Below are 13,755 nucleotides of genomic sequence, written 5' to 3' on the forward strand. Positions count from 1 at the left end.
CGCTTTAAAAGGTTTGCCCAATGGCATCGGAAGTGAAATAAAATCTGACATCATGAATTTTAGCTAAATCCATAATTAAAGAGCATTAAACATTGCTGTTTTTTGCTTCATAATAATCCATCCAATTTTGGATTCTGCCAACGAACATCTTTAGATAATTTTCTGTAAAAAATATATTGGACCAATCAAATCTTTGTGCTTGAACACCAAGATAAAATATAAAAATAGATGCTCCTGCTTCTGGAATTAATGTTAGTTCTTCATCTGATAAATTTCTTTCTTTTTTGTATCCATTTAAAAAACTTTTAACTTTCATCTCATATTCGTTCTTGTCTGACTCAATGAAAAATAGCTGTTTACAAAAATAACCGATATCTAAAATTAAATAACCGTTTCCACAATTATCAAAGTCGAAAATAGTAATTTGATTATCCTTATTTACACTTAAATTATCATACCAAATATCAAGATGAACAATTCCTTTTTGACTTGCAAACAAATTACTTTCTTTAATTTGCTTGGAAATTTGCTTGATATATTTCATTTCACTTAATTCTTCAGAAAAAAAAGAACTCAATAGATCATACGGTTTATTTAAAAGAACATCTGAAGTATAGTTTACTCTATCTATTTTTTCATCAGCTGTAACATTGTGTATTTTACCAATTGTAGCACCAATGGCAAAGCAAGTTTCATTCGTCATAAACATCATTTTTTCACCTTTAGCAAATGAAAAAAGTACTGCATACCGAATTCCTTCAGGAGCATTAATTTCTTGAATGAAGTTTCCATTTATATCTGAAATGGGATAGGAAATTGGGAGTGAATTGTCTTTGAGAAGATTTAGAAGTTTTAATTCTTCTTCTATTTCAATTTTAGTTCGCCATTCATAGCAATACACCCTAAAAACAAATTGAATTTCGTTATCCGAAATAAAATAGGTGTGATTTACTCCTGTTCTAAATAATTTACAATGAAGATTTTTTGTTAGATGGTATTTTTCCTTTATAAATTTTTCTAATGCTACTTCTGATAAGGTTGAAGCTATTACCGGAAAAGAGGTCATTTTGTTTTTGATAATTATACGTAATTAAAAAATATCTAAACTTCCTTTTCCCTCGCGGATCACTTCCGGTTCATAACCTGACAGATCAATGATTGTCGACGCTACATTATCTCCGTAACCACCGTCAATTACCATATCGACTTTGTTCTGCCATTTTTCAAAGATCAGTTCGGGATCTGTTGAGTATTCCAATACCTCATCTTCGTCATAAATAGAAGTTGAAACAATAGGGTTTCCCAGCATTTTTACAATTTGTATGGCAATATTATTATCTGGTACACGAATCCCGACAGTTTTCTTTTTTCTGAATTCTTTAGGCAAATCATTATTCCCCGGCAAAATAAAAGTATAAGGTCCGGGTAAAGCTCTTTTCAGAATTTTAAATGTAGAAGTGTCTATTTGCTTAATGTAATCGGAAATATTACTCAGATCACTACATACAAAGGAAAAATTAGCTTTTTCCAACTTTACCCCTTTTATCTTAGCAATACGCTCTAAAGCTTTGGAATTTGTAATATCGCATCCCAAACCATAGACTGTATCTGTAGGATAAATAACCAACCCTCCGCTGCGCAATACATCTACTACTTTTTGAATAGCAGCTTCACTGGGCTTGTCTTCGTATATTTTGATAAACTCTGCCATACTAATTTTTGTTTCTTTTGTTTCCGTTTTTTTGTTTAGAATTGTGAATCAACATGAGATCCGTTTTATCCGATAACCTCCAGTTTTGCAAATTTGAGCAAGAGTTTCTTTAAGCCCCCTACTTCAAATCTGATCTCTGCCTTTCTATCAGCTCCTACACCTTCTAAACTCACGATCTGTCCTTTTCCGAAGCGTTCGTGCATCACTACATTCCCCACGACCAAATTGTTATCAAATAAATTAGCATTCCCTTGTGTCTTAATCCCTGAAACAGGTTTTAACTTTCGGATATTCGGTTTCTGTGGTTCCTGATCTGTTATATATTTTGGCGGAGTACTACTTACCGGTTTGGATAAACGCAATTTTGATTTATCCACTTCTCCGAAAATATCCACATCCATCATCGGTTTGTAGCGATAGGATGTATTGGTTTCCATATTAAGGTGCTCTAAATAACGGTCGTCTATTTCCTCTATAAAACGAGAAGGTTCACTATCTACTAATTTTCCCCAGCGATAACGTGATTGCGCATAGGTCAGATAAGCCTGATGTTCTGCTCTGGTCAAGGCTACATAGAACAAGCGACGTTCTTCTTCCAGTTCGCTTCGGGTATTCATACTCATCGCACTCGGAAACAGGTCTTCTTCCATCCCTACAATGAACACATGCGGAAATTCTAATCCTTTTGCCAGATGTATCGTCATCAAAGCAACCCGATCATCATCTCCGGTATCTTTATCCAGATCAGTAACTAAAGCCACATCTTCTAAAAATTCAGACAAGGCTCCACGAGCACCGTCCACTTCTTTTTGTCCTTCAATAAAGTCCTTAATACCGTTCAGTAATTCTTCAATATTCTCGATTCGGGCAATTCCTTCCGGTGTTCCGTCCTTTTTCAATTCCTGAACCAAGCCTGTTTTTTTGGTCACATGCTCTGCCAGATAAAAAGCATCCTGATTTTCATTAATTACCTGAAAACTTTTGATCATGGTCACAAAATCATTCAATTTGGCTTTAGTCCCTGAATTCAATCGCAAGTCGATCTTATCAATATGTTCCATTATTTCAAAAATAGAACGCTTGTAGTGATTGGCTGCTACGGTTAATTTCTCTACTGTTGTATCCCCTATCCCTCTAGCCGGATAATTGATAACACGCACTAAGGCTTCTTCGTCCTTAGGGTTAATAATCAAACGCAGATAAGCTAGCACATCTTTGATCTCTTTGCGTTGGTAAAATGATAAACCACCGTAAATACGATACGGAATATCGCGTTTACGCAAAGCATCTTCAATGGAACGGGATTGAGCATTGGTTCTGTACAATACCGCAAAATGGGAATTCGGTAATTGATGCTGCATTTTTTGTTCAAAAATGGTCGAGGCTACAAAACGTCCCTCTTCACCGTCAGTCAAACTGCGATGAACTTTGATCTTCGGTCCTTCTTCATTATCCGTCCAGACCACTTTCTCCAGTTTGGTCTTATTTTTATCAATAACGTTATTGGCTGCTTCTACAATATTTCGGGTTGATCGGTAATTTTGTTCCAATCGATACATCTTAACGCCATCGTAATCTTTTTGGAAATTCAGGATGTTATTAATATTGGCACCTCTAAAAGCATAAATACTTTGCGCATCATCTCCTACCACACAAATATTCTGAAATCTGTCGGAAAGTGCCCGAACGATCAAATATTGTGAATGATTGGTATCCTGATACTCATCGACCAGAATATAACGGAAACGATCCTGATATTTAGCTAAAACATCGGGAAAACGATTCAATAATTCGTTGGTTTTTAATAGAAGGTCATCAAAATCCATAGCCCCCGACTTGAAGCAGCGTTCTACATAATTTTCGTAAATCTCACCCAAACGCGGTTTTTTACTCATTGCATCGGCTTCCTGCAATTCAGGATTATTGAAATAAGCTCTCACCGTAATCAATGAATTTTTATATTGTGAGATACGGCCTAATACTTGCTTAGGTTTATATACATCCTTATCCAACTGCATTTCTTTGATAATTGCCCCGATCAGGCGAACAGAATCCTGAGTATCATAGATCGTAAAATTAGACGGATAACCTAATTTATCGGCTTCGATACGTAAGATCTTAGCAAAAATAGAGTGAAAAGTCCCCATCCAAAGGTTTTTAGCTTCGTTGTTTCCCACAATACCGGCAATACGGGTTTTCATTTCACGTGCGGCCTTATTGGTAAAGGTCAAAGCTAAAATATTAAAAGCATCAACTCCCTGACTCATCAAATAAGCAATACGCATGGTCAATACACGGGTTTTCCCTGAGCCTGCTCCTGCAATGACGATCATAGGTCCGTCTTTTTGTAATACCGGTGCGCGTTGTGCTTCGTTTAATTGGTCTATATACTGCTGCATAAGTTCGTTTCCAAAGTTTTAACTAAGCTACAAAAATACAACATGCACAGGGTTATTACAAGAGAAGTTATTAACCATTTAACAATTTGAATGGACATTCGGTTTGCAATTTCCAAAAGATTAGTTTTATTTTGTGTACCAATTTTTAATTCAGGATGAGTACAGATAAAATTATAGAGCTTGCAGCTTATACTTTACCGGCACTAATTACCGGCGGAACTGCTTTTCTTTTGTTTCAGAAATTTTTTAACAACGAAGACAGTAAAAGACGTTTTGAACTATTAAAACAAAACCAGAAACAATCGTTACCTATCCGTTTACAGGCTTATGAGCGCCTGGTTTTATTTCTGGAACGCATCAATCCGGTACAATTGTTATTACGAGTACCTTCTAACGGCTTAGATCCGCAAAATTATGCCACACTATTAGTGCATACCATTCAAACGGAATATGAGCATAATATTACGCAACAAGTGTATGTTTCCAATGAAGCCTGGGAAATTATCTTAAAAGCAAAAAATAGTGTGATCACTCTGATCCGTAACAAATCGATTACAGAAGGTATTACTACTGCAGATGAAATGCGACAAGCTATCTTAACGGATCTGACGGAAAGTGAATCAGCAACGGACATTGCCATTGCCTTTATCAAAGAAGAGTTGAAAAAGGTATTCTAGCCGTTATCTTCTCCTTGTATCTCTTGTGTGTCCACATCTTTTTGTTGGGCATACTGATATCCTTTATGCCACCAGTCTTTCATCTCTTCTTTTTTAAAGATTAATGAATTAGTAGTCAACAAAGTAGGCGTGTAATAAAAGTTAATTGTGGTGTCTTTTATTTTAGCTTCGTATTTTCCTATTTTAATGTTTTGATACTCGATACGATCCATCATATAGGAAAACAAATTGGTCAGTGCTGTAAACGGACTTCTCGACGGCATTCTGTTAAACAAAGGCGTTTCGGTATGTAAAATAATGGCATCAACGTGTTTTGCTCCTCTTCTTATGGCTTCTTCAATAGGTACTTGCACCGCAAAACCACCATCAGCATATTCACAGCCATTTTTTCGCACCAGCGACATAAACGGAATATAATTACAGGAAATCCAAACCCAATCACAAAAGTCTTCATAACTAAAATCGTTAACCGATTTGTATTCTACTGTATTCAACGATAAGTTTGATACTGTTACAATAACTTCTTTAGTGCTTTTTTGGAGTTTTATAAATTCTTCTTCTGTAAATACTTCGCCTAATAATTTTCGTAAATTCTTGCTTTCGCCAAAAGTTTTAGATCCTTTTAAGAAATTTCGAATGACATTAAAGTGATTGATTTCGATAGTATCTTCACCAAAACGCTTTTTGATTTGAAACGGACAATTGCTAAAAATGCTATTTTGAGTAACTGAAGTATAGACTTCTTTTATTTTTTCTACTTCTTGTAACGCTAAATGTGAAACCAATAAACTTCCGGTAGATGTTCCCAGATATAACTCATAATCTTTATGCAAGTCTTCAATTAAATATTGTGCTACTCCGCCGGCAAATGCTCCTTTACTTCCTCCTCCCGAAATGACCAATGCTTTCATTATTCCGTTTCTTTTAAAAATTGTGCTAATCGTTCCTGTTGCTTCTCTGAAAGTTTTGGCTGAATGGCTAAATAATCCTGACGTCCTTTTTCATCGGAAAGCAACCTTCTGATCTTATCTTTTCCAAATTTAACAAATTGCCATTTATGATGCATTGTCGCATCTAAAATACTGATCAAATTTTGTTCGGACGGAATTTTTAAAGTTAAAAGTGTCTCAATAGCCGATTCCCTTACGATCATTTCATAAGGTGCTTTGGTCAGGCTCTCTAACTCAGCTATAGCTTCTATTTTAGTATTAGGATCAATCCCTTTTGTGACTAACTTTAAAGTTAAATTGGCAATTTTCAGATTATAATTCAAACCTTCCCAACCATTGCTCATTTCTGTATACTGGTATTGCAGGTCTTTAAAACTTTTCCAAAGCTTGAATAAAGCAATTTCTCGTGTAATATATGATTTATCCTTTAATAAGGTTTCAAATGAATCCTGAAAGGTCGACGGAATAAAACCTACTGTTTGGGCAACGGCTTGCCTTACTTTTATGTTATCGGTAGCCATTGCTAATTCTATCAAATATTGTTTTTCTTTAAGCGGAACACTTTTGCACTGGTATAAAATTTCAGTTTTTACCGGTGTATACACATCCGATTGCATTAAGGCTTCGTAACGTTCCTTTTTGTCGGCAAAAGGAATCTGATAACTGTTGATTACTTCGTAAAACTGTTCTATAAATGAATTTCCTTTTAAATATTTTTGAATGCCTTCAAAATCGAATCCTGCCGTTTCTAACCAGTTTTTCTTAAAACTGGCTATATCATAATCCGGTGATACTTTTTGTATTTCAGCCAGAAACTCATCTGTATTTACATTCTTATAAGCATATTTTTCCAAATAGGTCTTGACTGCTTTTTTGAAATTTTCCGCACCGACGTCACTGCGTAAAACATGTAGTGCCCAAGCTCCTTTTTTGTAATAGGTCAGTGAACTTGCTTTTTCACTTAAAATGGGTTCGGTATCCGTTGCTTTAGCTTGTTCTAGCTGGCGCGCCATTTCCCATAACTGATAGCAAAAATAATCGTCGCCAAAAACCGATTGTTCTGCCAATAAAGCATAATAGGTAGCAAAACCTTCCTGTAACCAATGGTGAACTCCTGATGTAGCAGTAACCAAATCACCAAACCACTGATGTGCCAATTCGTGTGCATTGACGTTCAGATAACGCTTGTCATTGTAACCGATAGAGTCTACAACAAAATCCTGAGCAAATATCGTTGACGTTGTATTTTCCATTCCGGCGTATAAAAAGTCACGTACCGGAACTTGTCGATAGACTTCCCATGGGTATTTAATACCGATTTCCTGTTCTAAAAACTCAAATATTTGTTTGGAATGTCTATAGGTAGGTTCAAATTTTAGACTGTCTCTTCGGTCTAAGTGGTATTCTAAAATAGTTCCGGACGAAGTAATTTCTGTTTGCTCTACAAAATTACCTATAGCTAACATCACCAGATAAGAAGCCATTGGTTTTTTCATGGAATAAGACCATATTGTTTCATTAGCATCTGAAACCAGTGGAGAGGAAATTAGTCCATTAGACAAAACATCATAACGACTATTAAAATCAATATTCAAATTAAAAATCACTTTCTCGTTCACATCGTCAAAACTAGGCAACCAATGACTGGTGTATTTCCCCTGCCCTTGCGTCCAAATCTGATAATCTTCCGGAGTTCCTACAAAATAAAGTGTTTGCTTCGGCTTGGCACTATAATGAAACGTTACCTTATTTTTTCCCTTTTTATAGCCTTTAAACAATTTTAAAGCTTTGCCCGAATTCACAAACTTGGCATTCTTTCCGTTGATCTTTACCTCATCAAAATCCATTGCTACAGCATCAATACTAATCGTGTCCGGTTTTTTATGTACTACAAACTCGTATTCTACGGTTCCTGAAATGCTCTTTTCATTAAAGTCGGGCTTAACATAGGCATTACATTTTATAAAATCTACTGTTGGAAATTGTTGGGCATATAATGAGGTGATCGAGAACAATAAAAAGCTTAGATAAAGTTTCATGAATTTTTTTATATTTTTCCAAATTTACAAAGCTTTGAGAAATTTTCTCCATAAATGTGTAAGTTTACGCTTCAGAAGTTCAAAATTTACTCACTTTGAAAAAAAGAGCCCTTTTTAACTGGAGCAGCGGAAAAGATTCCACTTTAGCCTTATATAAGATCCTACAACAAGACGAATATGAGATCGTATCTTTTTTAACCAGCATCAGTGAAGAATACCAACGTATTTCCATGCACGGCATCCGGGTCGATTTATTAATAAAACAAGCCAAAAGCCTAGGTTTTCCACTTACATTAATGAGTGTTCCCAGTATGCCTACTATGGAAACTTATGAAAAGAAAATGGAACAAACACTTCGCTCCTTTCATCAAAAGGGTATTGAATATTCTGTTTTCGGAGATATTTTTCTGGAAGATTTACGCCAATACCGAGAAGAAAAATTAGAAAGTATCGGCTTTAAAGCTGTTTTTCCTCTTTGGAAAGCTGATACCAGAGAACTTATTCAAGAATTTCTTACTTTAGGATTCAAAACCATTGTGACCTGTGTAAACGAACAGTATCTTGATAAAAGCTTTGCCGGCAGAATTATAGATGAACAATTTATAGCAGATCTACCTGAAAATGTTGATCCGTGCGGAGAAAACGGAGAATTTCATACCTTTACTTTCGACGGACCGCTTTTCAGCCAACCTGTTACTTTTGAAAAAGGAGAAATTGTGCGAAAAACATATCCAAAGCCACAAACAGAAAACACTGATGATGATTCAGATTATGGATTTTGGTATTGCGACCTGATTCCAAATTAATAGAAACAACTATGGAAAAAGAGCTACTTATCGAAAAAATTACAACATTTTTAAATGAGATTGGCATCACTACGCCTAAAGAAGTCCTTTCTGAAGCTACTTTTTTACCGGGTTTAAAGATTTTAGGCAACAGTATTGTCATTGATACGGATAAACTTCTGTATCCCGGAGATATTTTACATGAAGCCGGACATATAGCCGTAACTCCGTCACAAGAAAGAATTCACATCGGAACGGAAAAAATGGATAAAGATTGGCCTTCACAAGGTGATGAAATCGGAGCTATGTTATGGTCTTATGCTGCTTCTGTTCATTTAGAACTTCCTAATGATGTTGTATTTCATCCGAACGGTTACAAAGGAAGTTCGCAATGGCTTATTGAAAGCTATACGCAGCAAAATTTTATCGGATTGCCCTTTTTAGAATGGTGTGGATTAACAGCAAGTAAAGAAAATGGCCAAAACGGCATTGTATTTCCTAAAATGAAACAATGGTTAAGAGACTAATTTATGGATAATCTCGTACGTTATATAAAATTCCCGATTCAATGGGATCCTGAAAGATTGCAAAAGGATCTTCAAAAAATAACGAATCATCAATGGAAACCACATTACAACACGAATGATTATGACGGTGATTGGTCTTCCATTGCATTGGTTTCGCAAGGCGGAAAATCCGATAACATCAATGCTTTTCCTATCGGAACAGAAAAAGCGACGTATACGGAAATCATGGATCCTTGCTTGTATTTAAAAGAAGTCATTGACAGTTTTGCTTTTGAAAAAACTACCGTTCGTTTATTGCGTCTGGCAGCCGGAGCATCCGTAAAACCACATACCGACAATTGTTTGGGATATGAAGACGGTTATTTCAGGATTCATATTCCGATTATCACAAATGAACATGTGGAATTTATTTTAGACGGTCAAAGACTCCAGATGAATGAAGGCGAATGTTGGTATATCGATGCTAATTTTACGCATTCCGTTGCCAATAACGGCGCACAGGACAGAATACACCTCGTCATTGACGGCATCCGTAACGAATGGACAGACAAGCTATTCTTTCAACAAGCTTCAGAAGAACAATTCATACGGCCAATTCCTGAACTAAAAGACAATGAAAAACAATTGATGATTGAAGAATTAAAAAAGATGAATACTCCTGTAGCGAATCAGATCATAGCAGAATTGCTCAAAAAGTGATTGCTGAAGATTATTCTATTTTTTCTCCAAAACTATATTTTCCATTACTAAAACATCCAGTGCGGTTTCATGAAATAACTGAAGTGCTTCTCTGGGCGTTTCAACCATAGGCATTCCTCTGCGATTCAGGCTTGTGTTTAACAAAACTGCTATTCCGCTAACTTCGTAAAATGCTTTTATCAGCCTATAAAATAAACCATTCCAACTTTCATCTACTGTTTGTACACGAGCAGAACCGTCTTTATGGGTCACATTTTTAAGTTGTTCCGAATACTCCGGGCGGGTTTTATCAACCAAGATCATATAAGGACTTACTCTTCCGTTTTCAAAATATTCCGAAACTTTTTCCTTGAGCACAGCAGGCGCAAACGGGCGAAAATCTTCTCTGAATTTTATATTTCTATTGATGTGATCTTTTAAATTATCGATCCCCGGATGGGCTAAAATACTTCTTCTTCCCAAAGCACGCGGACCAAACTCTGATTCGGACTGAAACCAGGCGAGTGTTTTACCTTGATTTAGTTTTCCGGCGCAATAACGCAATAACTCTTCTTCATTCTCAAACTTTGTTTTTCTATAAATTGACGATTCATCTTCTTTCAATACATCTTCAATTTCCTGAATACTATATTGCTTTCCGAAACAAGTGTTTCCGTTATGTTTAACTTTGGGTTTATTAAGATAGTCTAACCAACCATAAAAAGCACAACCTAGTGCCAATCCATTATCACTGGCAGCCGGTTCAAAATAAGTATTCTCCACAATTTTGATGTCCTGTAATTTCGCATTAGCCACAGCATTTAAAGCTACGCCTCCTGTATAACATAAATTTGCAGACGGAAACTCTTCTATCCGATTCGTGATACATTGCAGTACAGCTTTTTCAACCTGTTCTTGTGCCCATTTTGCAATATTGGCATAATATTCAAAATGTTCCTTAAAATAGTCATATCCCGTAGAAGGATTGGTAAAGTTTTTTTTCCAACTCTCTGAAAGATACAAACGTCCTGATTGGAATTCAAAAGCTTCAAAATCGTAAATTCCAGTTGTACCAAATGGGGCTAATCCCATTAACTTGCCTACATCATCCATATCTCCGAAAACATATTTACTAATGGTGGCATAGAACCCTCCTATCGAATGTTGGGTAGTAGGCAACGATAACGAATTGGCATCATGTGGTGCCATTTTACTAAAATCTTTAACTAGCGGAGTTACTTTTTGTCCGTCAAAATAATAGAAACTATCTTTTTCACATAGCATTTCCGTTTCTTCCAAAAAAGATTTAGCTACTATTCCTTTTTCTTGTGGATGAAGAGTAAGAAATTGGTCTAACGGACTGCCGCAACCATCTATAACCATCACGGCACATTCTGTAAAAGGAGAAGTTCCTACAGCACTATAAGCATGAGCCAAATGATGAGAAATGGTAACCATTTTTGGAGTTGTTGTATCAGCAAAAACTCTTTTTCCTTCAAAACGTTCCCGACCGGGTATATCAAAATTAGCACATTGTACGACCAGTGCCAGATCTTCTATTCCAATTCCTTCGGCAGCTAAACAATATTGAATAGCTAAAGTATCATTTCCTCCGTCGTGTTTTTTTCGGCTCAACCGTTCCTTTTCTATCCCAACACAAATACGACCGTCTTTTAACAATACTGCCGAACCATTATGAGAAAGTCCGGTACCTAAAATATATATGGGTTTAGCCATTGAATTGCTTCCTTTGAGTTTATTCTTATAAAAATGTACTTCTCAAATATAGCGATTCCCTGCTTTTTCAAATTATACTTTTTAAATTTTCTCACAAAAAAGCTATCTTCGCAATATGCAAAACAATCTCTTAGAAACTCCTATAGAATATCTCAAAGGCGTTGGTCCACAACGTGGCGATTTGCTTCGCAAAGAGTTAGCTATTCACAGGTACGGAGATTTGCTGAATTTATACCCGAATCGATACATTGACAGAACACATTATTACAAGATCAATCAATTGGTTAACAGTAATTCGGAAGTTCAAATTGTCGGAAAGATCGTCCACATTAAAACTGTTGAACAAAAAAGAGGCAAACGCTTAGTCGCTACCTTTATTGATGATACGGGTGAAATGGAATTAGTTTGGTTTCAGGGACATAAATGGATCAAAGAAAACTTAAAGATTAATGTTCCGTATGTGATCTTTGGAAAAGTAACTTCTTTCAATGGCTTATTCAATATGGCGCATCCGGAGATGGAGTTCTTAGAAGAACACAAAGCCAGCTTGCGAAGTGCTATGCAACCGGTGTATCCGAGTACGGAAAAATTGGCCAACAAAAATATTACGAATAAAACCGTCAATAAAATGATGCAACAATTATTCGTAGAAACACAGGCTTTGTTTTCGGAAACTTTACCGGATAGCATTGTTCAAGAATTACAATTGATCCCGAAAAATGCGGCATTGTTCAATATTCATTTTCCAAAAAATCAAGAGTTATTAGCTAAAGCGCAGTTTCGATTAAAATTTGAAGAGCTGTTTTACATCCAATTACAGCTTATCACAAAAAATTTAATCCGAAAACATAAAATCAAGGGACATCCATTTGAGGTTGTAGGCGAAAATTTTAACGATTTTTACCAAAATCATTTACCTTTTGAATTAACCAATGCCCAAAAACGAGTAATTAAAGAAATTCGGAATGATCTGGGAAGCAATGCGCAAATGAATCGTTTGTTACAAGGTGATGTGGGTTCCGGAAAAACAATTGTTGCCTTACTTGCTATGTTAATTGCTAAAGACAACGGATTCCAAAGTTGTTTAATGGCTCCAACCGAAATTTTGGCTGCACAACATTTCAACGGACTTTCTGATTTAGCTAAAAACCTAAATATCAACATCAAATTACTAACGGGTTCGACTAAAACAGCTGAAAGAAGAATTATTCATGAAGAACTCGAAAACGGAAGTTTAGATATATTAATAGGTACACATGCTATTTTAGAAGACAAAGTCCAGTTCCACAATTTAGGTTTAGCCATCATAGACGAGCAGCATCGTTTTGGTGTTGAACAACGTTCAAAACTTTGGAAGAAAAATGAAATTCCGCCACACGTTCTGGTCATGACCGCTACTCCTATTCCTCGAACTTTAGCCATGAGCATGTATGGCGATTTGGATATTTCTGTGATTGATGAATTGCCTCCGGGAAGAAAACCGATACAAACCGTACATCGCTACGACAGTAACCGATTGAAAGTCTGGAAATTCCTGAAAGATGAAATTGCAAAAGGAAGACAAATTTATATTGTGTATCCGTTAATTCAAGAATCTGAAAAAATGGACTATAAGGATTTGATGGATGGCTATGAAAGTATTTCACGCGATTTCCCGTTGCCACAATATTCCATTTCTATTGTTCACGGAAAAATGAAACCTGTTGATAAAGACGAAGAAATGCGACGTTTTGCTGAAGGTAAAACTAACATTATGGTCGCAACCACTGTTATTGAAGTGGGTGTAAATGTTCCCAATGCTTCCGTTATGGTCATTGAAAGTGCGGAACGTTTCGGATTATCGCAATTGCATCAGCTTCGCGGACGTGTAGGTCGTGGCGCTGAACAGAGTTATTGTATTTTAATGACAGGACACAAATTGAGTAACGACAGTAAAACGCGTTTAGAAACTATGTGTGCCACAAATGACGGCTTTGAAATTGCCGAGGTCGATTTAAAACTACGTGGTCCCGGTGATATTATGGGAACCCAACAAAGCGGCGTACTCAATTTACACATTGCCGATCTGGTTAAAGACAGAGACATTTTACAATTGGCTCGTCATATTGCAATTAAGATTCTGAAAGAAGACCCGAATATGACGAAACCCGAACATCAAAAAATGAAGCAAATCTTCTTAGAATTGAGTAAAAAGAAAAATATTTGGAATTATATTAGTTAATATTACTTTTCTGCTTACTATTGACTGAATA

General features: G+C 36.1%; 11 protein-coding genes. 5 read left to right on the forward strand and 6 right to left on the reverse strand.

Annotated elements, in window-relative coordinates; all coding sequences use genetic code 11:
• Positions 1–85 precede the first annotated feature (85 nt).
• The 3 genes from NHF50_RS15375 to NHF50_RS15385 all read right to left on the reverse strand — a co-directional run bounded on the left by NHF50_RS15375 (position 86) and on the right by NHF50_RS15385 (position 4,110).
• Positions 86–1,066 carry a phosphotransferase gene (locus NHF50_RS15375; protein WP_252777270.1) on the reverse strand — a complete coding sequence of 327 codons (981 nt, stop codon included), beginning with the start codon at positions 1,064–1,066 and terminating at the stop codon, positions 86–88.
• A 24-nt stretch (positions 1,067–1,090) separates the two neighbouring features.
• Positions 1,091–1,711 (reverse strand): L-threonylcarbamoyladenylate synthase, encoded by a 621-nt coding sequence (locus NHF50_RS15380; RefSeq protein ID WP_252777271.1) that lies wholly within the window; start codon positions 1,709–1,711, stop codon positions 1,091–1,093.
• 65 nt (positions 1,712–1,776) lie between these two features.
• Entirely contained in the window at positions 1,777–4,110 is a 2,334-nt protein-coding gene (locus NHF50_RS15385; RefSeq protein ID WP_252777272.1) for an ATP-dependent helicase, read from the reverse strand.
• A gap of 155 nt (positions 4,111–4,265) precedes the next feature.
• On the opposite strand from NHF50_RS15385, the gene NHF50_RS15390 reads away from it, so the two are divergent.
• Positions 4,266–4,787, forward strand: coding sequence for a hypothetical protein (locus NHF50_RS15390; RefSeq protein WP_109570481.1), 522 nt, complete (start codon positions 4,266–4,268; stop codon positions 4,785–4,787).
• On the opposite strand, the gene NHF50_RS15395 is transcribed toward NHF50_RS15390, so the two are convergent.
• Positions 4,784–5,698, reverse strand: a complete 915-nt coding sequence (locus NHF50_RS15395; protein WP_109570482.1) for a patatin family protein — start codon at positions 5,696–5,698, stop codon at positions 4,784–4,786. The two genes, NHF50_RS15390 and NHF50_RS15395, sit on opposite strands and share 4 nt — an antisense overlap.
• Entirely contained in the window at positions 5,698–7,776 is a 2,079-nt protein-coding gene (locus NHF50_RS15400) for a M1 family metallopeptidase (protein WP_252777273.1), read from the reverse strand. Before NHF50_RS15400 ends, NHF50_RS15395 begins: the two co-directional genes overlap by 1 nt.
• A gap of 95 nt (positions 7,777–7,871) precedes the next feature.
• On the opposite strand from NHF50_RS15400, the gene NHF50_RS15405 reads away from it, so the two are divergent.
• Genes NHF50_RS15405 through NHF50_RS15415 form a run of 3 tightly spaced genes read left to right on the forward strand, consistent with a single transcriptional unit; the run spans position 7,872 to position 9,787 of the window.
• Positions 7,872–8,582, forward strand: coding sequence for a diphthine--ammonia ligase (locus tag NHF50_RS15405; RefSeq protein WP_252777274.1), 711 nt, complete (start codon positions 7,872–7,874; stop codon positions 8,580–8,582).
• An 11-nt stretch (positions 8,583–8,593) separates the two neighbouring features.
• Positions 8,594–9,088: a hypothetical protein gene (locus NHF50_RS15410; protein ID WP_252777275.1), complete on the forward strand. Its 495-nt coding sequence runs from the start codon at positions 8,594–8,596 to the stop codon at positions 9,086–9,088.
• Between the two features lie 3 nt (positions 9,089–9,091).
• Positions 9,092–9,787: an aspartyl/asparaginyl beta-hydroxylase domain-containing protein gene (locus NHF50_RS15415; RefSeq protein ID WP_252777276.1), complete on the forward strand. Its 696-nt coding sequence runs from the start codon at positions 9,092–9,094 to the stop codon at positions 9,785–9,787.
• A 15-nt stretch (positions 9,788–9,802) separates the two neighbouring features.
• On the opposite strand, the gene NHF50_RS15420 is transcribed toward NHF50_RS15415, so the two are convergent.
• Positions 9,803–11,503 carry a carbamoyltransferase C-terminal domain-containing protein gene (locus tag NHF50_RS15420; RefSeq protein ID WP_252777277.1) on the reverse strand — a complete coding sequence of 567 codons (1,701 nt, stop codon included), beginning with the start codon at positions 11,501–11,503 and terminating at the stop codon, positions 9,803–9,805.
• Positions 11,504–11,618: 115 nt separating this feature from the next.
• On the opposite strand from NHF50_RS15420, the gene recG reads away from it, so the two are divergent.
• The gene (recG, locus tag NHF50_RS15425) at positions 11,619–13,724 is read left to right on the forward strand and encodes an ATP-dependent DNA helicase RecG (protein WP_252777278.1); all 2,106 of its coding nucleotides are present in this window, start codon (positions 11,619–11,621) and stop codon (positions 13,722–13,724) included.
• Positions 13,725–13,755: the final 31 nt, after the last annotated feature.

Source organism: Flavobacterium sp. NRK F10 (assembly GCF_024054235.1).
Lineage (GTDB): Bacteria > Bacteroidota > Bacteroidia > Flavobacteriales > Flavobacteriaceae > Flavobacterium > Flavobacterium sediminis.